The following is a 23,475-nucleotide window of genomic DNA, read 5'->3' as shown; positions in this document are numbered from 1 at the left end:
CGACCCTATATAGGCTGGACTCATGATTGGTGTGACCCGCGACGGTGACGTGCTGACCCTGGAGATGCAGCGCGCCGAGCGCCGCAACGCGCTGAACGTCGAGCTCGTCGACAGCCTGCGCGAAGCGGTGGAGAAGGCCTCGACCGAGGACATTCGCGTGATCGTGCTCACCGGCCAGGGTGACGTGTTCAGTTCGGGCGCCGACCTGACCGATGCCGCGGGCATGGCCGAGAAACTGCCCGACAAGGCCAAGGCCTTGAACCTCGCGATCGACGCGGCGCCGGTACCGGTCATCGGTGCGATCAACGGGCCCGCGATCGGGGCCGGGGTCATCCTGTCGCTGATCTGCGACCTGCGGGTCGTCGCGCCGAACGCGTACTTCCAGTTTCCCGTCGCGAAATACGGTTTGGCGCTTGATAACTGGAGCATCCGTCGGCTCACCTCGTTGGTCGGGGCGGGCCGGGCCCGCGGCATGTTGTTCGGTGCCGAGCGGCTCACCGCCGACGTCGCATTGCAGACCGGTATGGCCAACCGCATCGGCACGCTGGCCGATGCGCAGGCCTGGGCACGGGAGATCGCGGGGTTCGCGCCGCTGGCGCTGCAGCACGCCAAACGTGTCCTCAACGACGACGGCGCCTACGAGGAGCCGTGGCCCGAGCACCAGGAGCTGTTCGATCGGGCCTGGAAGAGTCAGGACGTCATCGAGGCGCAGGTCGCTCGCATCGAGAAGCGGCGGCCCAACTTCAAGGGGGCCTGAGGGTCGATGATCGGCGCCGCCCTGCGATTCGCGGTCGGGACTATAACCGTCGCAGCCAGCGGCTGGGCGCTGCGGGCGCTGCAGGGCTCGCCGACCGCCGTCGGCGCGCGTCCCGACGAGATCTGGCCCGTTGCCCGCCGATCGCCCCACCTCCAAGACGGGGTGTTCGTCAACCTCGAACCGGCATCGACGTTGAGCCTGAACCGCGAGCAGCAGCGACTGCTGCTGCGCGAGCTGCTCGGCTCCCGCGACCGGACGCGACCGCGCAAGCCCATCCCACTGGCGGTGCCCGCGAAGGCGGACACCACACCGGTCGACCTCGCCATCAGCTGGTACGGCCACTCCTCGGCCCTCGTCGAAGTCGACGGCTATCGCGTCCTCACCGACCCCGTGTGGAGCAAGCGGTGCTCGCCGTCGCGAACCGTGGGCCCGGAGCGGATGCACGATGTGCCGCTGCCGCTGGAGGCGCTGCCCGCGCTGGATGCGGTGCTCATCAGCCACGACCACTACGACCACCTGGACCTCGACACCGTCGTCGCCCTGGCCCGCAGCCAACGGGCGCCGTTCGTCGTTCCGCTGGGAGTCGGAGCCCATTTGCGCAAGTGGCGAATCCCCGACAGCCGCATCGTCGAGCTGGACTGGTATGAGAGCCACACGATCGGTGAGTTGACGCTGGTGTGCACGCCGGCGCGGCACTTCTCGGGGCGCTTGTTCACCCGCAACACCACCCTGTGGGCGTCATGGGTGATCAGCGGTCCGCGCCACCGGGCATTCTTCGGCGGCGACACCGGATACACGAAGAGCTTCGCCGAGATCGGCAACGATCACGGCCCGTTCGACGTATCGCTGCTACCCGTGGGCGCCTACCATCCGGCGTGGCCGGACATTCACATGAACCCCGAGGATGCTGTGCGGGCCCATCTCGACATCGCCGAACCCGGTAAGGGCCTGCTGCTGCCGATCCACTGGGCCACCTTCCGGCTGGCTCCCCACCCGTGGGCCGAGCCCATCGAACGACTGCTCAACGCCGCCGATCCCGCAGGCGTCGAGGTGACGGTGCCCCGGCCGGGTGAGCGGCTGATACCAGGGTGGCCGCAATCGGACTCGGAGGACTCGGAGCCCTTCCACCCGTGGTGGCAGCTGGAGTCATAGCGCTCCTCACGTGCGCGAAAGTCATAGCGCTCCTCACGTGCGCGAAACCCGCTAGCGTGCTGCCTGTGATGGCAGCGCGTCTGGCGGTTGGCCGAGTGATCGTATTCGCAGCGGCGATGTCCCTACTGGCGGCGTGCGGCGGTGACTCCGGCGACGACGCGAAGCCCGCGGCCGAGGACGCCAAGCCGACGCTCTCCGATGTGCCGCCGCCGCTCGTGCCCGCGATGCCGTTGCCGGACAACGCCGTCGACAACGCCGTGGCAAAGCTGGACGGCATCGCCGACGACCTGATGAAGCGCTCCGGCATCCCCGGCCTGGCGGTCGCCGTCGTGCACGGTGGAAAGACCGTGTACGCCAAGGGATTCGGAGTCAGGGATGTCAAGACGGGGGACAGGGTCGACGCAGACACCGTGTTTCAGTTGGCCTCGGTGTCCAAATCGATCTCGTCGACGGTGGTCGCCCATCAGGTCGGTGTGAACGCAATCGGATGGGACACGCCAATCGTGGACAAGTTGCCGTGGTTCGGGCTGTCTGACGCCGTGGTCACCAAGATGGTGACCATCGGCGACATGTTCTCGCACCGGTCCGGGCTGCCCGACCACGCCGGCGACAAGCTCGAGGACCTCGGATACGACCGCCGCTATGTCCTCGACCGACTGCGCAACCAACCGTTGGCGCCGTTTCGAATTTCATACGCTTACACAAACTTCGGTTTGACGTCGGCCGCCGAGGCGGTTGCGGCCGGTGCGGGCAAGCCGTGGGACGTGCTCGCCGACGAGGCACTGCTCAAGCCTCTCGGCATGCCGTCGACCAGCTTCCGGTTCGGCGACTACGCCGCCCGCACCAACCGCGCCATCGGCCACCTTCACGTCGACGGGAAATACGAACCGCTCGACACCCGCAACGCGGACCCCGAAGCGCCCGCCGGCGGTGCCAGCTCGTCGGTCAACGACATGACGCATTGGCTGGCAATGGTGCTCGCCAACGGTTCCTATGCCGGTAAGCCGATCGTCGACCCGAAGGCCCTGCTGCCGGCGGTGACCCCGCAGATCGTGTCGAGCCCCGCCAGCGAGCCAGCGATGCGCAGCGGCTTCTACGGTTTCGGGTTCAACGTCGGCACCACCTCGGCGGCGCGCACCGAGCTCAGCCACTCCGGCGCATTCGAGCTCGGCGCCGGCACCAACTTCGTCGTCCTGCCGTCGGCGGACGTCGCGATCATCGCGCTGACCAACGCCACCCCGTCGGGTGTACCGGAAGCGCTCACCGCCCAGTTCGCCGATCTCGTGCAGTTCGGCGAGGTGCGTGAGGATTGGTTCGGGCTCTACAACCGCCTGCTGGCGCCGATGGAGAAGCCCGTCGGCTCGCTCGTCGGCCAGAAACCCCCGGCCAACCCCGCACCGTCGGCGCCGCGGTCGTCCTACGTCGGCACCTACCACAACGACTACTGGGGTCCCGCCCGCGTCAGCGAGAAGGACGGCAATCTGCACCTCGAGCTGGGGTCGAAGCTCTCTGTGCCGCTGATGAATTGGAATGGAAACTCCTTCACCTACGAGTGGGTGAGCGAGAACTCCCCGCCCGGCTCGGTCGGCAAGGCGACGTTCGATGGGAACAAGCTGACGCTGGAGTACTACGACGACGACGGCAAGGGAACCTTTACGCGATGAACCCGGCCGCCACCGCTGCCGCCGCAGGACTCTCAGATACCGAGGTAGCCCAACGGATCGCCGAAGGCAAGACCAACGACGTCCCGACCAGCGCCGCGCGCAGCGTATCGGAAATCGTTCGGGCCAACGTCTTCACGCGGATCAACGCGATCCTCGGCGTGTTGCTGATCATCGTGTTGTCGACGGGCTCGGTGATCAACGGCGCGTTCGGCTTGCTGATCATCGCCAACAGCGCAGTCGGCATCATCCAGGAGCTGCGCGCCAAGCAGACGCTGGACAAGCTCGCGATCGTCGGACAGGCAAAGCCGTTGGTGCGCAGGCAGTCTGGGGCCAGCGCCATGCTGCCCGGCGAGGTCGTGCTCGACGACATCATCGAGCTCGGCCCCGGCGACCAGATCGTGGTGGACGGCGACATCGTCGAAGAAGCCAACCTCGAAGTCGACGAGTCGCTGCTCAGCGGCGAAGCCGACCCGATCGCCAAGGACGCCGGCGACGAGGTCAAGTCGGGCAGCTTCGTCGTCGCGGGCAGCGGCGCATACCGTGCGACCAGGGTCGGCCGAGAAGCGTACGCCGCCAAGCTCGCCGAGGAAGCCAGCAAGTTCACGCTCGTCAAATCCGAATTGCGCAGCGGCATCAACAGGATTTTGCAGTTCATCACGTATCTGCTGATTCCGGCGGGCGTGTTGATCATCTACACGCAGCTGTTCACCACCGAGGCCGGCTGGCGGGACTCGGTGCTGCGCATGGTCGGCGCGCTGGTGCCGATGGTGCCCGAGGGTCTGGTGCTGATGACCTCGATCGCCTTCGCCGTCGGCGTCATCCGGCTGGGCAGGCGGCAGTGCCTGGTCAATGAACTGCCCGCGATCGAGGGCCTGGCCCGCGTCGACGTCGTGTGCGCCGACAAGACCGGCACGCTGACCGAAAACGGCATGCGGGTGGCCGACCTGCAGCGGCTCCACGAGGTCGATGTGGGAAACGTGTTGGCACAGTTGGCCGCCGACGATCCTCGGCCCAACGCCAGCATGCAGGCCATCGCGGAGGCCTACAAGATGCCGCCGGGCTGGACGGCGACCGCGGCCGCGCCGTTCAAGTCGGCCACCAAATGGAGTGGGACGTCCTACGGCGAGCACGGCAACTGGGTGATCGGTGCACCGGATGTGCTGCTGGACCCGGGGTCGCCCACCGCCGAGCGGGCTGAGCAGATCGGCAGCCGGGGACTGCGGGTGCTCCTGGTGGGGGCAAGCGATCTGCCGGTCGACGACGCCGACGCGCCCGGTGCCGTCACACCCGTCGCGTTGGTCGTCCTCGAACAGCGCATCCGTCCCGACGCCCGCGACACCCTGGATTACTTTGCTTCGCAGAGCGTTTCGATCAAGGTCATTTCCGGCGACAACGCCGTGTCGGTCGGTGCCGTGGCGGGTTCACTCGGCCTCGCGGGTGAGACCATGGACGCCCGCGAACTTCCCGACGACCCTGACAAGTTGGCCGACACCATCGAGGAGTGCACGACCTTCGGGCGGGTCCGGCCCGACCAGAAGCGGGCCATGGTGCACGCGCTGCAGTCGCGCGGTCACACCGTGGCGATGACCGGCGACGGCGTCAACGACGTGCTGGCTCTGAAGGACGCCGACATCGGCGTCGCGATGGGCGCGGGAAGCTCCGCGTCGCGGGCCGTCGCTCAGATCGTGTTGCTGGACAACAGGTTCGCGACGTTGCCGTATGTCGTCGGTGAAGGCCGTCGCGTCATCGGGAACATCGAACGGGTGTCGAATCTGTTCCTCACCAAGACGGTGTACTCGGTGCTGCTGGCGGTTCTGGTCGGCGTGACGGGGTTGGCCTCGAAGGTGTTCGGGTCCGACCCGCTGCTGTATCCCTTCCAGCCGATCCACGTCACGATCGCCGCCTGGTTCACCATCGGCATTCCGGCGTTCATCCTGTCGCTGGCGCCCAACAACGAACGCGCTCATTCGGGTTTCGTGCGACGGGTTTTGTCGTCGGCGCTGCCGTCGGGTCTGTTAGTCGGCGCGGCCACATTCGCGTCGTATCTGGCGGCATACCAGGGCCGCGACGCCACCGAGGCAGAACAGACGCAGGCCTCGACGGCGGCGCTCATCACGTTGTTAGTGACCTCGCTGTGGGTGCTGGCCGTCGTCGCGCGCCCTTATCAGTGGTGGCGGGTGGGGTTGGTGTCGGTGTCTGGTCTGGCGTACGTGGTGATCTTCTCCATTCCCCTTGCGCAAGAGGCGTTCATGCTGGACCCGTCGAACCTGACCGTGACGTCAACGGCGCTGGCCATCGGGGTCGCCGGCGCGGCGCTCATCGAAGCGGCATGGTGGGTGCAGGGCGCCGTCATCGGGGACCGTCGACGGCTGTGGAAGTAGTTTGTAGGGTTGAGCCCATGGCATTTCTGGACAAGGTCAAAAACCTGGTATCGAAAAACGCCGACAAGGTCGAGACGGCCATCGACAAGGCCGGTGACCTCGTCGACAAGAAGACCGAGGGCAAGTACGCCAGCCAGGTCGACAAGGTGCAGGAGGCGGCCAAGAAGGCCGTCGACAAGACGGATCCGCAGACCCCCTGACGCATGGCCAAGCTATCTGTCTCCGTTGACGTGCCGTTGCCACCGGACAAGGCGTGGGAGTGTGCCTCAGACCTCTCGCGTTACAAGGAGTGGCTGAGCATTCACCGGGTGTGGCGTAGCAAGCTGCCCGAGACCCTGGAGAAGGGGACGGTCGTGGAGTCGATCGTCGAGGTGAAGGGCATGCCCAACCGGATCAAGTGGACCATCGTCCACTTCAAGCCGCCAGAGGCGATGACGCTCAACGGCGACGGTGTCGGCGGCGTCAAGGTCAAGCTGCTCGGCAAGGTGAAGCCCGCCGGTGACGGGTCGACGGTCACCTTCGACGTCCATCTTGGCGGCCCGGCGCTGTTCGGTCCGATCGGCATGGTGGTCGCGGCCGCGCTCAAAGGCGATATCCGCGAGTCGCTGAACAAGTTCAAGGCCGTCTTCGCGCCGGCCTAGTCCGCGATTTCGGCGTGATTAGCCGCGCTCAGCGCGGGTTTTCACGCCGAAATCACGAGGGAGAGCAGCTATGGCCGACGAGATCTACACCTACGGCATCGATTTCGACGGCATCGACGCCATCGATATCCACGCTCACGTCGAAGCCGACGACCACGGCCACTGCGCCTACGACGACGGGCTGCTCGAGGCGACCAAGCAGTACTTCAAGCTGGCCTCGGAGCCGACGACCGTCGACTCCCTCGCCGATTACTACCGCCAGCGCAACACCGCTGCGGTGGTGTTCACCATCGACGCGCAGACGGTGTCTGGGCATGCGCCCAACGACATCGAGAACCTGATCGACGGTGCCGCCCGCAACAACGACATCCTGATCCCGTTCGGCAGTGTTGACCCGCTGACCGGCGACGAGGCCCTGCGCAAGCTGCACACCCAAATCGGCTTGGGCGTCAAGGGTTTCAAGTTCCATCCGAGCCTGCAGGGCTTTCAACCCAACGACCGCGCCTACTACCCGCTGTACGCCGCGATCGCCGAGGCCGGCCTGCCCGCGCTGTTCCACACCGGCCAAACCGGCATCGGGTCGGGACTGCCGGGCGGCCACGGCGTCAAGCTGCGGTACTCCGACCCGATGCTGCTCGACGACGTCGCCGCCGACTTTCCCGAGCTGACCATCGTGATGGCGCATCCCGCTGTGCCGTGGGTGGACGCGCAGATCGCGATCGCCCAGCACAAGGCCAACGTCTACATCGACCTGTCGGGCTGGTCGCCGAAGTACTTCCCGCCCCAACTCGTGCGCGCCGCGAACCGGGCGCTGAGCACCAAGGTGCTGTTCGGCACCGATTACCCCTACATCGAGGTGGACCGGTGGCGGCGTGACTTCGAGACGCTGGAAATGAAGCCCGACGTGCTGCCGCTGATCTTCAAGCGCAACGCCCTGCGCGTCCTGGGTGTCACCCCCTAGTGGCGCGTTGGCCCTTGCGGAGGGCATCCAGCAGCTCGCGATAGGGGCCCACCAGGTACGCCGTATCGCCTGCGGAAAGCCGCGCACCGCGCCGCGGATGCAGTTGCGGCGCGGTGCCGGGGCGGGTGATGGCGATGACGCGGGTTCGCATCGGGATGTCGGCCATCCGCATGCCGTCGAGGTCGCTGCCGAGGGTGACGTCGACGCCGCCCACCATGAACGAGCGCTGGCCCACCGAGAACGTGCCGAACACCTGCAAACCCAGTGCGGCGCCGATGAAATACGGCGCGGCCAATTCGACCGTCGAACGCACATCGTCGAACTTGAACCGCTGCGCCACCGCCGCGCCGAGCACGCGGTCATAGACCCGCAACACGATCGGCACGTGCTCTTCCTTCGCGGCGAGCATCTCGTGCAACATGATTCCGGCTTCGATGTTGACCATGTCGTCCTGGGTCAGCACCGCCACCGCTCGTGCCTCCTGCACACGCGCCGCCTCGAGCGTCTGCCGCAGCGTCGCGTCCCCGAAGATCACTGGGACGCCGAGTTCACGTGCGGCCGCCAGATACCGGTTGTCCTCGTTGCGTTCGATCGCCACGACGTCATACCCCTCCGCGGTGAGGTCACCGGCCACCCGGATGCCGAACGAGCCGAGGCCGACCACGACGACGTGGTGGCGCAGGTGCCGCACCTGTCGGCGTCCCGCCGATTGCGCCAACCGGCGCGACAGCAGCACGTCGGCGATGAAGGCGACCAGGATCGCGGTGGTGGTGACGCCCGCGAACATCAGCGCGATGCCCCAGACCCGCAGCCACGTCGGCTGTTCGACGAAGCTGAAGTCGCCGTAGCCGACGGTTGCGATGGTTTCGGTGCTGAAGTACAGGGCGTCGATCCACGTCATGCCCCGTGGATTGCGGTAGGCGAGCCGCAGCAGCACTGTCGAGCAGATCAGCAGCGTGGCCGAAACGGCCAACGCCCGGTAGAACATCGGGTTGATATCGTCGCGGAGCATCCGAACGGCGTCGACCAGGCGGCGTGCAGGACTTCTCCGAGTCCTGGCGCGGGGCAATGGTTTCGGCACGGCGATGCCCTGTGCCGCCAACTCCTCTGCGGTGCCGATCATCGCCGTCCAGTCGCCTTCGTTGACGGCGAAATCCCGGCCCGGGCAGACGACCACGCCGCCGGGGTCGTCCGAGCTCTCGCCGTAGATCACCGCCACCGGCGCCAGATCGCCGTACATCTCACGCAATGTGGCGGCGCCGGGCGCGTCGGTGCCCGAGACGACGAAGTCGATGCCCGCCGCCGAAATGGTGTGCGTGGTACGCGCCAAGCACGCCTCCACCACCGCCGGGGCGGCCAGATCGGCGACATCGAGGATCGCGCCGGGGCCATTGTCCTGCCCCATCGCCTCGCGAAGCACAGTGTTGGTGAGGCGGGCCACGACACGCACGCCTGAATTGGCTTGCCGTGCCAGAAGCGCCATCTCGAGGTTGACCGCATCGTCGTCGTCGACGCACACCACCGCATCGGCGTGTTGAATCCCCGCGGCCGCCAGCCCCTTGGGATCCTGCAGCGGCACCACCGTCATACCGGCGGCCGTCAGCTCCTCGGCGATGCGCATGGCTAGGGCATCGCCGCCGCAGACGATCGTGTGGCCGCCCATCCTGAGCACGCTACTGCGCAACGGCGCCACTCGAAGGGCGATGATGGACGCATGCCCACGCCCAAGACCTACCTCAAGGCATGCATCAACGGCGCCCGCACCCCCGACCAGCATCCGGATCTGCCGGTGACACCTGAGCAGCTGGCCGCCGCGGCTGTGACCGCGCACCGGGCGGGCGCTCAGGCTGTGCACATGCACCCCAAGACTGCCGACGGCGTCGACTCCATACAGCCCGACGTCGTCGCGGCGGCGGTGGAGGCGGTCCGGCAGGCGGCACCCGGTCTGCCGCTCGGGGTGACCACCGGGTTCTGGGCGCTGCCAAACCCCGACGAGCGGCTGCGCGCTGTGCAGGCGTGGCCGGTATTGCCGGACTTCGCGTCTGTGAACTGGCACGAACCCGGGTCGCAAGAATTGGCTCGCCTGCTGCTGTCCATGGGCGTCGGCATCGAGGCAGGCATTTTCCACGCAGAAGCGGCGACGTCGTGGGCGCAATCGGAGCTTGCCGCCCACTGCATGCGGGTGATGGTGGAACTCGGTCCCGACGGCGACATCGCGACTGCCGACGATGTGCTCGGCGAGGTGTTGGCTGCCGGCTCGACGGCCCCGGCGCTGCTGCACGGTTTTGACGAAAGCTGTTGGCCGCTGCTGGAACATGCCGGTAAGCGGGGAGTGCAGGCGCGGATCGGCTTGGAGGACACGCTGCTGTTGCCCGACGGGTCGCCCGCCGCTGACAACGGTGCGCTGGTGGCCGCCGCCGTGGAGCTGCTCAGTCGGTAGGCGCGGCCAGCGCGAAGTCCCCGTAGTCGAATCCGGGCACGACGACGCAGCTGACCAACGACGGCTCGTCATCGCGGGGCCGGGCCCGCTGCCAGTGTCCCGGCGGCACGAGAAACTGCGGGTATTCGCCCGCGACGATGTCGCCGCCGAGCAGATACGTTGCAGCACTGTCCTGTTCGGCGCCGGACTCGAGCAGCAAGGGGCTGCCGCGGTGGTAGAGCCACAGCTCGGCGCTGCGCACCGTGTGCCACGCCGACTGCTGGCCGGGCATTAGCAGGAAAAGGATTGCGGTGCCTGCGTTACGCGACCCGGCGTAGTCGGGCGGCAGCGCGGACTGCGGAATCGTCAGCCCACTTCGCCACGTCTCCCGAAACCAGCCGCCCTCGGGATGGGGCGCCAGGTCGAGTTGCTGCGCCCAGTCGGGAAGTCCGCTCATCGCCCTACCGCCCTCGCGTCGTCTCGAACTCTCACCCTAGAGACGATGCACCGAACGTGACGTCTATTGGACGGCGCGTCATAACCGATAGTCTCATCGGCATGGTTCGACTGAGCCCGGGCTGGCTGGTCGCGTTGTGTGCCGCGATCCTCGCGGTCGCCGTGTGGCTGCCATGGCTGACCACCGGGGCGGCCGGCGGTGGGCGCGCCAACGCCGTCGGTGGTGTGGCCGGCAGCCTGTCCTTGCCGCCGCGCTTCGGGGCGGGACAACTGATCGCGCTTCTGGCGTCGACGCTGATCGTTGCAGGTGCCATGGCAGCGCGCGGGCTGTCGGAGCGGGTGGCATCGTCTGCGGCGCTGGCGATCTCGGTGCTGATCGCGGTGCTGACCATGTGGTACTACCGCCTGCACGTTCATCCACCGGTCGCCGCGGGGTACGGCTTCTACATCGCGGCGGCGGCGACCGCGGTGGCGATCGTGCTGTCGGTGTGGGCGATGGTGGTGGCGTGGGCGTCGGCCGGACCTCGGCGGTGAGCGGTTTCGTCGAACCCGTGACGTTGACCGGTCAGCGCTGGGTGACGCTGGAACCCCTTACCCACGACCATATTCCAGAGATTGCAGCTGCATCTGCCGACGGCGACGTCGGCAGCCTGTGGTTCACGGGTGCACCGTCGCCGCAGTCGGCCGCGCAGTGGGTAGACATGCGGCTCGGGCTGCAGAGGCCCGACGCGGGTTTGACGTTTGTGGTGCGGCGCTTGGACGGCACCGTGGTGGGCTCGTCGAGCTATCTGAACGTCGATGCGCCCAACCGGCGGCTGGAGATCGGCAACACCTGGTACGGCGCGTCGGCGCGGCGCAGCGGTATCAACTCCGAGACCAAGCTGCTGATGCTGAGCCATGCGTTCGACGTAGTCGGCTGTGTCGCAGTCGAATTCCGGACCCACTTCTTCAACTTCACCAGCCGCACCGCCATCGAGCGGCTCGGCGCCAAGCTCGACGGTGTGCTACGAAGCCACCAGTTGTTACCCGACGGGACGCGGCGCGACACCGTGGTGTACTCGATACTCGATATCGAATGGCCAACCGTGCGTCGGCATTTGCAGTTTCGCTTGAATCGCCACGGTTAGCGCCGCGACCGTCGCGGTGGCTGACTATTCGGCGTCGACGGTGATGCTCTTCTGGCTGCCGCCGTGTGCGACGTCGATCTTGCGTGGCTTCGCGCGTTCGGCCATCGGGATCGTCACCGTTAGGACGCCGTTCTCGTAGGTCGCCGAGATCTGGCCGGTATCAACACCTTCGCCTAGCGATAGCTGACGCCGATAGGTGCCGAAGAACCGTTCACTGGTCAACCACTGAACGCTGTCATCGCTGCGTGCGGTGCGGTGTGCGGAGATGGTCAGCGTGCCGTTATCGACATTGACGTCGACCGAACCGGGGTCGACGCCGGGCAGGTCGGCGGTCAGCACGTAGTGGTCATCGATCTTGCAGAGGTCCATCGGCATGAAGCGCGGAGTGCGATTTGATCCGGTCTGGCTGGTCAGCAAGCCCCGGGTCAAAGAATCAAGGTCACTGAACGGATCAAAGCGGAGCACAGCAATTCACCTCCTACATCGACTCAGAGCCCGCCACCCTGGCGGGCAGCCAAATCACTGTGCACCGCGATATTAGCACTCACGCTAGGGGAGTGCTAGCCCCCGACGACATGTGTTCCGCGTAGCGGCAGGGTGCATTGGTCGCAGGTCAGGACGGCGCTGAAGCGCCGTCCGCATGTTGTGTGGGTGAGCACAACCGCCGGGCCCTCAGGCGCGCGGAACCACCGCTGCGCCCACTGCAGAGCGGTGACGAGTACCGGAAACAGGGCCCGGCCCTTCTCGGTCAGCCGATACCGGTTGTCCGTCGCCGCGAGCACGCCGTTCGTTGTGAAGATCAAGAGCCGGTCGGCGATGGATCCCGGCGGCGCGGCCAGCTGGGTCTGAAAATCGGTGAACCGGCTCGTCCCGACGAACGCGGCGACCAGAAGCGCGAAGCCCCACCGGTTGCCCAGCACGCTCATGGTCTGCGGGAACTGGCCGGCCTGGCGCGCCTCGGTCGACGACCGCCGCCTGGTTGCCGCCGCAGGCATCGACCGCGGCCATGATCCGCTGGGACCCCATCGCGCGACGACGTCCTTGTCCGTCACAGCATCCCCGCACGACCGGCACGTCGTCTGTGGCGCGAAATCCGTGTCGCAGGCGATGTGGCGCATCTCGGGCAGGCGCTTGGCGTGATCGGGGACCCACCGCCGTTCCCAGTCCCAGATCGACACAAGAACCGGCCACAGTGACCGGCTGCGCGGGGTGGTCAGGTACTCCGACCGCGGCGGTTTGGTCTGGTAGGCCTGCGCGACGAGCAGGCCCTCGCGGGTCAACGACCGCAGGCGGTTCGACAGCACCGCGTTCGAAATCGACAGGCGTTCCTGAAAGTCCGAGTAGCGGCGTGCGCCCGTCAGCGCCTGCTGCATCACCAGCAGCGTCCACTCGTCTCCGAGCTGGGCGAGCATCCGACCCACCGCGTTGGTGTCACCGGCCGCCAGTTCGGTTGGCCGGGAACCGGACTGCTCCACTTACAGGCCGATCGCCGTGGGCGCGGTGTCGGTGCTGCGCCACCGCCGCAACGTCGAGCCGTCGGCCCAGGTGCAATGAGTACCGCTGGAGATCCGTTCCGGCAGCTGTAACTTGCACAGCGGGCCGTCGGCGACCCGGGCGGCGTCGAACACCAAACAGTAAGAGGCGTCGTCGTTCATGTCGGTGGTGAGCGTCACCAGGTAGCCGTCGTCCTCGGCGGTGCTGCCCATCCGCGGCGCCATCGCCGTCTCGCTGCCGTAGACCCCCTCGGCGAACGAGTAGCGCTCCTCGGCGCCGGTGCGCAGGTCGTGTTTGACCAGCCCGTCGAACAGGAACCAGCCCGGCTTGCCGGTCGCCGCGTATGCGTAGCGGTAGTTACGGCCGCCATAGCCGGCGTTGATCATGCCGAACTCGGTGATGCTGTCGGTCAGCTGCTCCTCGGTGGTGGCGCCAGTAACCAAATTGAACCGCCACCGCCGCAGCCGGGTCTGCAGCCGATCGAGGGCCAGAAAACGAAATGCCTTGTGCCACTTCGATCCTGTCAGGCTGTCCACGGGCGCGGGATCACCCTCATAGAAGCCGTCCAGCACGATCTCGTCGCCGTCCTCGTAGGCGTTGGTGAAGTGCAGCACGAAGGTCGGTTCGGCCTCGAACCACCGGATGTCGGCAGGCCCGCCGCGGCGCGGGATGACCGCGAACCGCGACGGCATGTCGGGGTGGAAGCCCGGCAGATGGATGTTGGCTTCGAGCAGCTTGGGATCCCAAAACAGCGGAAAGTCGTTGAGAATGGCGAAATTCGGGGTGAACGCCATATCGTGCGGCAGCCTCGGGCCGGGCAGTGGAATGTCGGCAAAGTGAGCCAGGTAATCGTCGGCGTCCACGACGCCGTACCGCATGTACGGAGCCTGCTTGCTGTAGGTGAAAAACAGTAACTCGCCGGTGGCGTGGTCGACCTTCGGATGCGCCGACACACCCCAGTCGACCGGGAAGCCGCCGTTGAAATCTTCCTTGCCGATCGTCTCGGCGGTCATCGGGTCGACGCGGTACAGATCGCCGCACTGGTAGAAACTGGTCAACGCCGTGCCGCGGTGCACAATGACGTCTGTGCTCGACGCGTCCTTCATCAGTGTCCGCGCGCCCCAGCCGTAGTCGCGCTTGGCGATTTGCACTGGCTCGGCCAGGCCCGGCCACAGCGCGCCGCCGGCCTCACCCTCGGCCAGCAGCCCATCGGTGCGCACAAAACGATTGCGGTAGAAGGCTTTTCCATCGCGGAAGCCGACGATGTGGATCATACCGTCGCCGTCGAACGGGTGGTAGAACCTCAGCGAGGGATGCAGTGGATTCTCGGTATTGCGCAGATACACACCGTCGAGGTCGCGCGGGATCTCACCCTCGACAGCGGTGAGATCGTCGGCGTCCCACTCCGTGCTTTGAGGGCGCCACGGTCCGGTGCGGTACGGGTGGTCATCGTCTTCGGCGAGAGTCGAGAGAAACTTGCCGACAACCTCGACGTCCATCCGCGACACGCTACTACAACTAACAGAGTGACCGCAGGCGCTATACCGATGGTGTGAAGGCGGCCCCGTCGGCTCTTGGTCTGAACCGACGAGACCTCAGTGAGCGCAGCGGTCGACCGCAGCTCTCACCTGCCCCGCAGCATTACCAAGCTGGCTTGGTGACAAACGTTGATCATCCGCTCTACGAAGCGCAATTGGGCGGTTCCGCGTGCGCTGACTGGCCATGGGGAACACTAAGGGTCATGACGGAGCACCCGAACCATCATCTTGCTGTGCGAATGGCCGATTTGGCGCGCACGGTTGCCGGGCCCCGCAGTGTCAATGACGTGCTCGCCGATGTCACCGCCGCGGTGATGGAGTTGATCCCCGGCACCGATACCGCCGGGATACTGATGATCGGCAAGGGCGGCAGGTTCGACTCGCTCGCGGGGGTCACCGACTTGCCGCAGCAGCTCGACGAACTCCAGATGACCTTCAACGAGGGTCCGTGCGTGCAGGCCGCTTTAGACGAAGTGATCGTGCGGACCGACGACTTCAGAACCGAACAGCGCTGGCCGAAATACTCACCGGCCGTGGTCAAGCTGGGTGTGCTCAGCGGCTTGTCGTTCAAGCTGTACACGGCGGACCGGACGGCCGGCGCGCTCAACCTGTTCGCGTTCAAGCCGCACGCCTTCGACGGCGAAGACGAGACCATCGGCACGGTTCTCGCCGCTCATGCCGCCGCCGCGATCATGGCCAGCCGTGAGGGGGAGGAGCTGCAGTCGGCCCTCACGACGCGCGACCGGATCGGCCAGGCGAAGGGCATCATCATGGAGCGTTACGGCGTCGATGACGTGCGTGCGTTCGAGATGCTGCGCCAACTCTCGCAGGACAGCAACACCCGCCTGGTGGACATCGCCGAGCGCGTCATCGATACGCGCGGCGCGAGCTGAGCATTTGACGCCATCCGCGTGCCGACACAATGTCACGCTGAGAACGCCGTCGCGGCTATATATGCATGGCGACGCTCTCAGGCTGACGTTGTGGTCGGACCCCGATACGCCGCCGTGAAGAAGTGCCCCCGGCAGGATTCGAACCTGCGACACCGGCTTTAGGAGAGCCGTGCTCTATCCCCTGAGCTACGAGGGCGGGACGCTGGGAGCTTACCGTGCAGGCGTGTTTCCTCCCGCTGCCCAGCGGCAACCCCTCAGCCATGGGTGCAACACGTAAAGCCAGAATCGAATTCGACCGGATTGCCGGCCGCGCGAAGCAACGCCTCGGGCAGGCGACGGGCGACGCGCGGATGCAGGACGATGGCATCGTCGACGAGCTCCGGGCCCGGGTCCGCAAGACCGGCGAACGGGTGAAGGACGCGCTGCGCGGCCGCAGGTACTAATGCGCTGAACGCGGCGATGAGAGCCTGTTCTCCAAAATCGAGCCCTCCTGCCCGCACAGGGCAACCAGCGCCACGTGGCCCGATCGCGGCGCCCACTGCGGGTAGGCATGTCGGCACCAGCAGGCCAGTGTGTTGGGACAGTGCCACACGGCGGCGGCAGCCCGACGGGCCTGCCGCATCACGACGACACCGCCATTGCCATCAGCGCACCCCACTCGTAGCGCGCCGCGGCGAGCCCGTGGTGGTCGTGCGGGTCGCTGTGATTGGCGAGCGCTACCAGCCCGCGCGCCATCCGCACCGGCGGCACGTGGTGGCGCCGCGCGGCTTGCAGGATTTCGTCGAATGCCTCCGCCAGAGTGCATTGCCGCAGCGCGACAACCACCCCGGCGGCCTGCTCGATTTCCATGACACATAGCTGTTCCCGCACGGCGGCGGTTCAAACCCGCAACGCGGCCGGTTACCGCAGCTCAGCGATCACTTTTGAGAATGCCTCGGCGTGCTTGTCCTGCACTATTACGTAGCTCACGCCATAGGTGTCGCGGTATCGGCGAATGGTGTCGGCAATCTCGCGAGTGGAACCCGACAGCACCGCCGGCGTCGCCAACAGCTCCTCGTCGGACAGGTGCGGCAACGCCCGCCGGGTGATCGACAGGTCAGGCCGCCCCGACCCGTCGCGGGGTAGGGCCGTGACCGCGATGTTCAGCTCGAGCTGGTCGAAGCGGTCGCCCGCCGCGCGCCGGACGAAGTCGATCCGTTCGGCGAGCGGATCCATCGTCGCGGTGATGGGTTGGCCGCCGGTCAGCCCGATGATGTCGGCTTGCTGGGCCGCCACCGTCAGCAACCGGTCACCGTTACCTGCGATCAGCACCGGCACGTCCGGCAGGTGCCCGCCCATGTACTCGGTCATGTGCGCCAGATACTCGACGCGCTCGCGGGCGCTGGGGTAGCGCAGCTCGGCGGCCTCGAACTCGTGCTGCGCGAAGCCCGCGCCCAACCCCAGCTCGAACCGGCCGCCGGAAAGGTCACGCAGCGCCTGCACGTCGCGCGCCAAAAGCGCAGGTTTGTAAAAGCTGGCATTGAGCACGAACGTGCCCATCCGCAGGGTCTCAGTCGCTGCGGCGGCCGCCATCAACGTCGGAAACGGCGCAGGAGCCCCGATGTGGTCGGGCAGGTGCAGCACGTCGAAGCCGAGGTCCTCGGCCCGGCGTGCCTCCTCCTGCACCGACGACAGCGACGTTGCGACGCGCAATCCGACACCGAACCGAAACTCTCTAGTCACCCTCGGATCGTATGTTTGGAATCCGAGCCGGCGGGCAACTAATGAGCCGCCAGACTTGTCGGCCCGGCGGATAGAACCGCATATGGAGCCACCGCGCGATCCGGCCCGTCGTGAAAAGTTTTCCGACGGGCCGGATCAATATTTGGAGGCACTCGTGGCCAGTCATCCCACCTTCGGTGTCGAGGAGGAGTTCCTCCTCGTCGATCCGGGCACCGGCGAACCCGTGGGCCGCAACGAGTCCGTCGCGCAGCACGCCAAACGCAGCGGCGTCAAGCTGCAGCTCGAGCTGACCAGCTGCCAGCTCGAGACGACGACCGACGTCGCCACCACCACCGACGAACTGCGCACCGAGCTGTCGCGGCTGCGGCGCATCGCCGCGCAGGCCGCCGACGCCGACGGCACACGGCTGCTCTCGGTCGGACTGCCGCCGACGGTGCCGCACGAATTCCCGATCACCGACAACCCGCGCTACCGCAAGATCGGCGAGCGGTTCGGCATGATCGCCCACGAGCAGGGCATCTGCGGGTGCCATGTGCACGTCGCCGTGCCCGACCGCGACGCCGCGATCCAGGTGAGCAACCGGTTGCGGCCCTGGCTGCCGCTGTTGTTGGCGGTGACCGCCAACTCGGCCATCTACCGCAACGCCGACACCGGCTACGCCAGCTGGCGCAGCATCCTGTGGCAGCGCTGGCCCAGCGCCGGGCCGCCGCCGCACTTCCAGTCCGCCGACGAGTACGACGCCGTCGTGCGGATGCTTCAAGACAGCGGAGCGATGCTGGACGCGGGCATGGTCTATTGGGACGTGCGCCCGTCGGCGAACTTTCCGACCATCGAGGTCCGCGTGGCCGACGTGCCCGCAACCGTGGCCGAGTCCGTGCTGCTGGCGGCACTGATCAGGGGTTGCGTGATGGCCGCGCTCGACGCCGAACAGCGCGGCGAGAACCTCGCACCGCTGTCGCCGTATGCGCTGCGCGCCGCGTACTGGAAGTCGGCGCGCGACGGCCTCGCCGGCGACGCGATCGACCTCGCCGAAAGCCACGCCTCGACGCCGGCCGCCGAGTTGCTCGGCCGACTCGTCGAACACATCCGGCCGTCGCTGGAAGAGGTCGGCGACTACGACCTGGTGCGCAGCGAACTCACCCGCATCGTCGCCGACGGCAACGGCGCGATGCGCCAGCGGCGGGCCTGGCAGCGCCGCCGCGACGTCGGTGACGTTCTCGCCGAGGCCGCCGCGGCGACGCTGGAAGACGTCACGCAGTCGTGAGCTTCCAGCTGTGCGCGGCGGCGACCAGTCCCTGAATCAGGGCGGACGTCGATGGCGAGAGCCCGTCCTCCTCCGGCGGTGCGCTGCGCGGGCTCAGGCCACGCAGCCGCGGCGAGAGCTCGAGTTGGGTGCCGCCGCCGCGCACCCGGTTGACGGGGTTGTCGGGATGCAGCCCACGCAGCTCGCGGGGGATGGCGGCGAGCTCGGTGACCACCTGATAGCCCGGGACGTCGACGTGTCTGGCGACATGCGCGGCGAGCGCGCGGTTGCTGCCGCCTGCGAGTAGCTGGGTGCTTCGACCCAGCCGGCCGTACCCGTGCACGGAAATCGCGACCTCGACGTGCTCGAGGAACTCGGCAAGGCGCTGCGACTCCTCGCACCGGTAGCGAGCAGACGGCAGATGGTGCGGATAGTGCTCCGGGTGCCGCAGCACATACACCGACGCGCCTGCAGCGTCCGCAGCCCGTTCGGCGATGACGTCGGTCATCTGCTCCAGGCCGCCGCCATGGATGGCCATGAAGCCGAACCGTGACCGCAGCCTGCTCTCCTCGACGATGGCTGGGTCGGCGAGCAACTGCGAAAGTGATTGCGGCGCATCGACACCCGAGTGGTCGCGGGGCGTCGGCCACTGTGACGGATCCCACCGCCTAAGGAACTCCACCCAGCGGTGCGGCAGGCCGTGGTGAAGTGCGCCGTCGATGATGCGCTCGAGATATCCCGGCCGCGGCGGCCCAGGATCGACGCGGTGGTCGATGTACACCCAGGCCTGCGATGGTCCCTCGTCGGTGTGCACGGTCAGCCAGTCGCGGCGGTAGCGCACCGGTACGCCTTCGGCGCTGTCCAGCGTCGTGAGGTCATGGTCGTCGAGTTGCCACACCACGCCGTGGACCTGTGCACCGTCGAACGGCTCGACGGTAGCGACTCCGCGCTCGTTGATCAGCCAGTCATGGTCGGCCAGCGTCGCCGGTCGCGGATCGGCGGCGTTGGGGCATCGGCGCGCCATCTGCTGCACGCACAGGTTCGACCCGTACGCGAAGTAGCTGTGGCGTGGCATCGGTATCGCATTTTATCGACCGCGGCGAATCAACCCGCGACGGTCAGGTAGATCAGCACCACGTTGAGCACTGTGATCGTCGCCGCCACGGCCCAGCCGAGCGCCGTGGTGAGCCGACGGTTCGTGTCCTCGCCCATCACATCGCGATCGCTGGTCAGTCGCACCAGCGGGACCAGCGCGAACGGTATGCCGAACGACAGCACGACCTGTGAGATCACCAACGCGCGGCTCGGGTCGAGGCCGGCGGCCAGGATCGCCAGCGCCGGGATCAACGTGACCAGGCGACGCACCAGCAGCGGGTAGGACCGACGCAGCAGCCCCTGCATGATCATCGCGCCGGCGTAGGCGCCGACCGAGGTCGACGCGAGCCCCGACGCCAGAAGCCCGATCGCGAAGAACAGCGCGGCCGTCGGCCCGAGCGCATCGCGCACGGCCGAGTGCGCCGCTTCGATGGAGTCGGTGTTGTCGCGGCCCTGCAGGTTGGTGGCGGCGACGAGGACCATCGACAGGTTGATCGCCCCCGCCAACAACATCGCCAGCCCGACGTCCATCCGCGTCACCCGCAGCAGCCATGTGCGCTGCGGACCCGCATCGGGGTGGCCGTGCCGGTCGCGCGCCAGCCCGGAATGCAGATAGACGGCGTGCGGCATCACCGTCGCGCCCAGCATCGCGGTGGCCAGGAGCACACTTTCGGCCCCCTGGAACCGAGGGACCAGCCCCGCGGCCGCGTCGGCAAGCGCCGGCGGTTCGACGAAGAGGCTGGTGAGAAACCCGATCGCGATGATCAGCAGCAGCCCGCTGATCACCCGTTCGAACATTCGCTGCCCGCGGCGGTTCTGTACGGCGAGCAGAAACAGCGACACGGTCCCGGTGATGACACCGCCGACCAACAACGGCAGATCGAACAGCAGGTTCAACGCGATCGCGCCGCCGACGACCTCGGCGAGATCCGTTGCCATTGCGACTAATTCGGCTTGCAACCAGAAGGCGATGCGCGTGGGGGTGCGGCAGCGTCCGGCGACGGCCTCAGGCAGTGTGCGTCCGCTGACCAACCCCAGTTTGGCCGAAAGGTACTGCACGAGCCCGGCCATGACGTTGGCCAGAAAGATCACCCACACCAGCAGGAAGCCGTACTGGGCGCCGGCGCTGATGTTGGCCGCGACGTTTCCCGGGTCGACGTAGGCGATGGCGGCGACGAAGGCCGGGCCGAGCAGCAGCCAGCTCGGACGCAGCTTCGTACCGGGCTCGCGCAGCAACAGACCACCTTCTATCCGGGTTGTCGAACAGAAAAGTTAGGTTAACCGAAACAGTGTGCCTGCCGCTACGGCGGGCTACCAGCCGATGCCGATGCCTCCCACGCCGATAATCGGGAAGCCCCAGTAGGGGTAGTTGTTGTTCGCCGGCGGCGACGTCACAATCTGGGTGCTGCCGTTCGTCTCACACTGCGTCGTGTTCGGTCCTGTGTTCGTGCACTGGGGTGCTGCAGCGGACATGGGCGCGACGGCGATTACCGCCGACGCCCCGGCCGCCACCAAAAGCATTGCCAGATAGCGGGTTTTGCTGTGCATGGGTTGGCCTCCTCTACGGGCCAAGAAAACAAAATTCGGCTAGCGGTGGCCGCCGCCACCGCCGCCGTGCGGACCCCAGTTACCGCCGCCGATGATCAGCGCGGGTCCATAGAATTCGTCGTCCCACGGATACGGGTAGACGGGCACATCCGGCGCCGTGGCATTCAATTGCACATTGCCCGGCGTTTCACACTCGGTGGTGGCGGTGCCGACGCTCTGGTCTCCACCGACGCTGGTGCACTGCGGGAGGGTCGAATCCGGCTCGGCGGCCGCGATGGGTGCGGCCGCAAACATCGCCGTTGCGACGGACGCTGCCACCACCGGAATCACGTAAAACAGGGGAGTCCGCATAGGCAGGTCCTTTATCGATGTCAGCCCGACGTACCGCCAGCGTACAGCCCATTCCCAGTGATCAGGGGCAAGTCAAGAGTGGTCCTGATCCCTGGCGGAGCGGCCACGACGGCGGGGATGGCGTTGACGACCCGGGCCGCTGTGGCGACCAGGCCCGCGTGGTTGTGATCGCCGTTGGCGCTGCTGAGGCTGAGGTCCATGGCGTAGGTCGGTTCGCCGGTGATCTCGATGCGGTACGAACCGCCTTCCTGGGCCGGCTGCGGCCAGTCCGGGCACAGGTCGTTGCGCAATCGGGTGACGTGTTCCAAGACGACGGCGGGGTTGCCGTCGACCATCCCGCGCACCTCGAACCGCAGGGCCGCGGCGCTGCCTTTCTCTATGTGCCCGGCCGCGATGTCGAAGTCCTCCGGTGCGGGTTCGCGGACGTGGGTCTCGTTCACCTCGTCGAGAGAGATGCCGAGGCCCGCCGCGAGCTGGCGCACCACCGAACCCCACGCGAGGCTCAGCACGCCGGGTTGCAGCAGCATCGGGATCTCGTCGAGGGGTTTGCCGAAGCCCATGACGCCGAACATCACGTCGGCGCTGTCGTAGGTGTCGTAGTTGATGATCTCCATGCACCGGATCTGCTCGATGCGCTGGCAGGTGCCCGCAAGGGCAAGGGGCAGAAGGTCATTGGCGAAGCCGGGGTCGATACCGTTGACGAACAGACTCGCCTTGCCCGTTTCGGCGGCGTCGGAGATGGGCTTGAGCAACTCCTCGGGCAGGACGTGCCACGGGTACTGCAGAAATACCGCGCTGCTGCCGACGACGTTGACGCCTGCCGACAGTATTCGCCGGTAGTCGTCGAGCGCCTCGGGCAGCCGGTTGTCGGCGAGCGCGGTGTAGACAGCGCATTCCGGCTCGGTCGCCAGCACGGCGTCCAGATCGTTGGTCGCCGTGATGCCCGTCGAACCGTCCAGCCCGGCGAGTTCGGCGGCGTCCTTGCCGGCCTTGGCCTGCGACGACACCCACACACCGGTCAACTCGAACCGGGGATCGTTGATCAACTGAACCAATGCCGGCTTGCCGACGTTGCCGGTGCCGATCAATGCGACGCGAAATGTCACGTTCGCCTCCTCACAGATCCGGGACGGGGATATCGAGGTTCGGATAGGTAAGGCCGCCGTCGACCTCGAGCGTCTTGCCGGTCAGAAAGGCACCCGCCGGGGACGCGAGATACACAGCGGCGGCGGCGATATCGAGCGGATCGCCGAGGCGTCGCAGTGGTGTCGCCTGCTCCATCGGCTTGCGGAGTTCGTCGTTGGACGCGACGACGTCGAGTGCCGAGGTGAGGATCGACCCCGGGGCGATCGCGTTGACCCTGATCTTGGGGCACAGGTCGAGAGCGGCCAGCCGCGTGTAGTGCGCGAGCGCGGCCTTGGCCGTGCCGTAGGCCGCAAAACCTCGGGCGGCCAGCCGGCCCATGGTCGAGGTGATGTTGATGATGCTGCCGCCGCCCGAGTGTTCGAGCATGAGCGGCACCGCTGCGGTCGTCAGGGCATGGGCGGTCGCGACGTTGAAGGTGAACGCGTCTCTGAGGTCCTTGGTGGACGTGGTCAGCAGGGTGTTCGGCATCGTGCCGCCGACGTTGTTAACGACGATGTCTAGTTTGCCGAACGCGTCGACCGCGGTGTCGGCCAGCTTGGCGGTGTCCTCGGGGTGCGCAAGGTCGGCCGCGACGATGTGAGCCCGTCGCCCGGCGCGCTCGACCTGCTCGGCGACCTGTTCGAGCTGCGACTGCGTGCGCGACGCTATGACCACGTCCGCACCGGCTTCCGCGAACGCGACCGCCATCGCGGCGCCCAGCCCGCGCCCGGCTCCCGTCACGACCGCGACATGGTCGTCCAACCGAAATTTGTCGAGTATCACGTCAGCCTCTCTTCTCTCGCCGGGCGACACCGTAACAAGGCTGCGGCGGCGACATGCCGCGTTTCTGAAACACGTTCTAGTTGATATCAGCCGCCGACCGTTGTGACCCAGGCGCCATTGCGGAT

26 protein-coding genes and 1 tRNA gene are annotated in these 23,475 nt (G+C 67.0%); 13 read left to right on the top strand and 14 right to left on the bottom strand.

Annotated elements, in window-relative coordinates; translation table 11 throughout:
• The first annotated feature begins 22 nt into the window (after nucleotides 1–22).
• From A5651_RS09465 to A5651_RS09435, 7 genes are all read left to right on the top strand, one after another.
• Nucleotides 23–757, top strand: coding sequence for an enoyl-CoA hydratase (locus A5651_RS09465; protein WP_066978715.1), 735 nt, complete (start codon nucleotides 23–25; stop codon nucleotides 755–757).
• Between the two features lie 6 nt (nucleotides 758–763).
• Nucleotides 764–1,909 (top strand): MBL fold metallo-hydrolase, encoded by a 1,146-nt coding sequence (locus tag A5651_RS09460; protein WP_066978712.1) that lies wholly within the window; start codon nucleotides 764–766, stop codon nucleotides 1,907–1,909.
• Between the two features lie 68 nt (nucleotides 1,910–1,977).
• Nucleotides 1,978–3,573 carry a serine hydrolase gene (locus tag A5651_RS09455; RefSeq protein ID WP_156662783.1) on the top strand — a complete coding sequence of 532 codons (1,596 nt, stop codon included), beginning with the start codon at nucleotides 1,978–1,980 and terminating at the stop codon, nucleotides 3,571–3,573.
• A complete protein-coding gene (locus A5651_RS09450) occupies nucleotides 3,570–5,954 on the top strand; it encodes a cation-translocating P-type ATPase (protein ID WP_066978710.1) in 2,385 nt (794 codons plus the stop codon). Before A5651_RS09455 ends, A5651_RS09450 begins: the two co-directional genes overlap by 4 nt.
• Nucleotides 5,955–5,971: 17 nt before the next feature.
• Nucleotides 5,972–6,154, top strand: coding sequence for an antitoxin (locus tag A5651_RS09445; protein WP_066978707.1), 183 nt, complete (start codon nucleotides 5,972–5,974; stop codon nucleotides 6,152–6,154).
• Nucleotides 6,155–6,157: 3 nt separating this feature from the next.
• Nucleotides 6,158–6,595 carry an SRPBCC family protein gene (locus A5651_RS09440; protein WP_066978704.1) on the top strand — a complete coding sequence of 146 codons (438 nt, stop codon included), beginning with the start codon at nucleotides 6,158–6,160 and terminating at the stop codon, nucleotides 6,593–6,595.
• Between the two features lie 70 nt (nucleotides 6,596–6,665).
• Entirely contained in the window at nucleotides 6,666–7,556 is an 891-nt protein-coding gene (locus tag A5651_RS09435) for an amidohydrolase family protein (protein ID WP_066978702.1), read from the top strand.
• Here the strand turns inward: A5651_RS09435 and A5651_RS09430 are convergent.
• Complete coding sequence (locus A5651_RS09430; RefSeq protein WP_066978699.1) at nucleotides 7,546–9,219, bottom strand: TrkA family potassium uptake protein; 1,674 nt, start codon at nucleotides 9,217–9,219, stop codon at nucleotides 7,546–7,548. The genes A5651_RS09435 and A5651_RS09430 overlap by 11 nt on opposite strands.
• 51 nt (nucleotides 9,220–9,270) lie before the next feature.
• Here A5651_RS09430 and A5651_RS09425 point away from each other — a divergent pair, with 51 nt between their 5' ends.
• Nucleotides 9,271–9,996: a 3-keto-5-aminohexanoate cleavage protein gene (locus tag A5651_RS09425; RefSeq protein WP_066978695.1), complete on the top strand. Its 726-nt coding sequence runs from the start codon at nucleotides 9,271–9,273 to the stop codon at nucleotides 9,994–9,996.
• On the opposite strand, the gene A5651_RS09420 is transcribed toward A5651_RS09425, so the two are convergent.
• Nucleotides 9,986–10,432, bottom strand: a complete 447-nt coding sequence (locus A5651_RS09420; RefSeq protein WP_066978694.1) for a cupin domain-containing protein — start codon at nucleotides 10,430–10,432, stop codon at nucleotides 9,986–9,988. The two genes, A5651_RS09425 and A5651_RS09420, sit on opposite strands and share 11 nt — an antisense overlap.
• A gap of 101 nt (nucleotides 10,433–10,533) precedes the next feature.
• Between A5651_RS09420 and A5651_RS09415 the strand changes: the two genes are divergently transcribed.
• Complete coding sequence (locus A5651_RS09415; protein ID WP_066978692.1) at nucleotides 10,534–10,965, top strand: hypothetical protein; 432 nt, start codon at nucleotides 10,534–10,536, stop codon at nucleotides 10,963–10,965.
• Nucleotides 10,962–11,558 carry a GNAT family N-acetyltransferase gene (locus A5651_RS09410; RefSeq protein ID WP_066979021.1) on the top strand — a complete coding sequence of 199 codons (597 nt, stop codon included), beginning with the start codon at nucleotides 10,962–10,964 and terminating at the stop codon, nucleotides 11,556–11,558. The genes A5651_RS09415 and A5651_RS09410 overlap by 4 nt, the downstream gene beginning before the upstream one ends.
• 24 nt (nucleotides 11,559–11,582) lie before the next feature.
• On the opposite strand, the gene A5651_RS09405 is transcribed toward A5651_RS09410, so the two are convergent.
• The 3 genes from A5651_RS09405 to A5651_RS09395 all read right to left on the bottom strand — a co-directional run bounded on the left by A5651_RS09405 (nucleotide 11,583) and on the right by A5651_RS09395 (nucleotide 14,551).
• Nucleotides 11,583–12,023, bottom strand: coding sequence for an Hsp20/alpha crystallin family protein (locus tag A5651_RS09405; RefSeq protein WP_066978689.1), 441 nt, complete (start codon nucleotides 12,021–12,023; stop codon nucleotides 11,583–11,585).
• 95 nt (nucleotides 12,024–12,118) lie between these two features.
• Nucleotides 12,119–12,970, bottom strand: coding sequence for a helix-turn-helix domain-containing protein (locus A5651_RS09400; protein ID WP_066979017.1), 852 nt, complete (start codon nucleotides 12,968–12,970; stop codon nucleotides 12,119–12,121).
• Between the two features lie 63 nt (nucleotides 12,971–13,033).
• The gene (locus A5651_RS09395; protein ID WP_066978686.1) at nucleotides 13,034–14,551 is read right to left on the bottom strand and encodes a carotenoid oxygenase family protein; all 1,518 of its coding nucleotides are present in this window, start codon (nucleotides 14,549–14,551) and stop codon (nucleotides 13,034–13,036) included.
• Between the two features lie 242 nt (nucleotides 14,552–14,793).
• On the opposite strand from A5651_RS09395, the gene A5651_RS09390 reads away from it, so the two are divergent.
• Nucleotides 14,794–15,483 (top strand): GAF and ANTAR domain-containing protein, encoded by a 690-nt coding sequence (locus A5651_RS09390; protein WP_066978683.1) that lies wholly within the window; start codon nucleotides 14,794–14,796, stop codon nucleotides 15,481–15,483.
• Nucleotides 15,484–15,606: 123 nt separating this feature from the next.
• Here the strand turns inward: A5651_RS09390 and A5651_RS09385 are convergent.
• Nucleotides 15,607–15,679 (bottom strand) — tRNA-Arg (locus tag A5651_RS09385).
• Between the two features lie 64 nt (nucleotides 15,680–15,743).
• Between A5651_RS09385 and A5651_RS09380 the strand changes: the two genes are divergently transcribed.
• Nucleotides 15,744–15,926 (top strand): CsbD family protein, encoded by a 183-nt coding sequence (locus tag A5651_RS09380; RefSeq protein ID WP_066978680.1) that lies wholly within the window; start codon nucleotides 15,744–15,746, stop codon nucleotides 15,924–15,926.
• Between the two features lie 178 nt (nucleotides 15,927–16,104).
• Here the strand turns inward: A5651_RS09380 and A5651_RS09375 are convergent, their stop codons facing one another.
• Together A5651_RS09375 and A5651_RS09370 are read right to left on the bottom strand one after the other, a co-directional pair.
• On the bottom strand, nucleotides 16,105–16,332 hold the full coding sequence (locus A5651_RS09375) for an ANTAR domain-containing protein (protein ID WP_066978677.1): 228 nt from the start codon (nucleotides 16,330–16,332) through the stop codon (nucleotides 16,105–16,107).
• Nucleotides 16,333–16,383: 51 nt separating this feature from the next.
• Complete coding sequence (locus A5651_RS09370; protein ID WP_066978674.1) at nucleotides 16,384–17,205, bottom strand: LLM class F420-dependent oxidoreductase; 822 nt, start codon at nucleotides 17,203–17,205, stop codon at nucleotides 16,384–16,386.
• A 154-nt stretch (nucleotides 17,206–17,359) separates the two neighbouring features.
• On the opposite strand from A5651_RS09370, the gene A5651_RS09365 reads away from it, so the two are divergent.
• Complete coding sequence (locus tag A5651_RS09365) at nucleotides 17,360–18,469, top strand: glutamate--cysteine ligase (protein WP_066979014.1); 1,110 nt, start codon at nucleotides 17,360–17,362, stop codon at nucleotides 18,467–18,469.
• On the opposite strand, the gene A5651_RS09360 is transcribed toward A5651_RS09365, so the two are convergent.
• The 6 genes from A5651_RS09360 to A5651_RS09335 form a co-directional block, all read right to left on the bottom strand.
• Nucleotides 18,456–19,523 (bottom strand): poly-gamma-glutamate hydrolase family protein, encoded by a 1,068-nt coding sequence (locus A5651_RS09360; RefSeq protein WP_066978672.1) that lies wholly within the window; start codon nucleotides 19,521–19,523, stop codon nucleotides 18,456–18,458. The genes A5651_RS09365 and A5651_RS09360 overlap by 14 nt on opposite strands.
• A gap of 29 nt (nucleotides 19,524–19,552) precedes the next feature.
• Nucleotides 19,553–20,779 carry an Nramp family divalent metal transporter gene (locus A5651_RS09355; protein ID WP_066978670.1) on the bottom strand — a complete coding sequence of 409 codons (1,227 nt, stop codon included), beginning with the start codon at nucleotides 20,777–20,779 and terminating at the stop codon, nucleotides 19,553–19,555.
• A 75-nt stretch (nucleotides 20,780–20,854) separates the two neighbouring features.
• Nucleotides 20,855–21,091, bottom strand: a complete 237-nt coding sequence (locus A5651_RS09350) for a hypothetical protein (RefSeq protein WP_066978667.1) — start codon at nucleotides 21,089–21,091, stop codon at nucleotides 20,855–20,857.
• Nucleotides 21,092–21,130: 39 nt separating this feature from the next.
• Complete coding sequence (locus A5651_RS09345) at nucleotides 21,131–21,442, bottom strand: hypothetical protein (protein ID WP_066978664.1); 312 nt, start codon at nucleotides 21,440–21,442, stop codon at nucleotides 21,131–21,133.
• A gap of 20 nt (nucleotides 21,443–21,462) precedes the next feature.
• The gene (locus A5651_RS09340) at nucleotides 21,463–22,548 is read right to left on the bottom strand and encodes a diacylglycerol kinase (RefSeq protein ID WP_066978661.1); all 1,086 of its coding nucleotides are present in this window, start codon (nucleotides 22,546–22,548) and stop codon (nucleotides 21,463–21,465) included.
• A 10-nt stretch (nucleotides 22,549–22,558) separates the two neighbouring features.
• The gene (locus tag A5651_RS09335) at nucleotides 22,559–23,350 is read right to left on the bottom strand and encodes an SDR family oxidoreductase (RefSeq protein ID WP_066978658.1); all 792 of its coding nucleotides are present in this window, start codon (nucleotides 23,348–23,350) and stop codon (nucleotides 22,559–22,561) included.
• Nucleotides 23,351–23,475 lie beyond the last annotated feature (125 nt).

Origin of the sequence: Mycobacterium sp. 1274761.0, assembly GCF_001668615.1 — a bacterium.
GTDB lineage: Bacteria > Actinomycetota > Actinomycetes > Mycobacteriales > Mycobacteriaceae > Mycobacterium.
The sequence above is the reverse complement of the archived record's forward strand: the minus strand, read 5'-3'. Positions and strand labels throughout refer to the sequence as shown.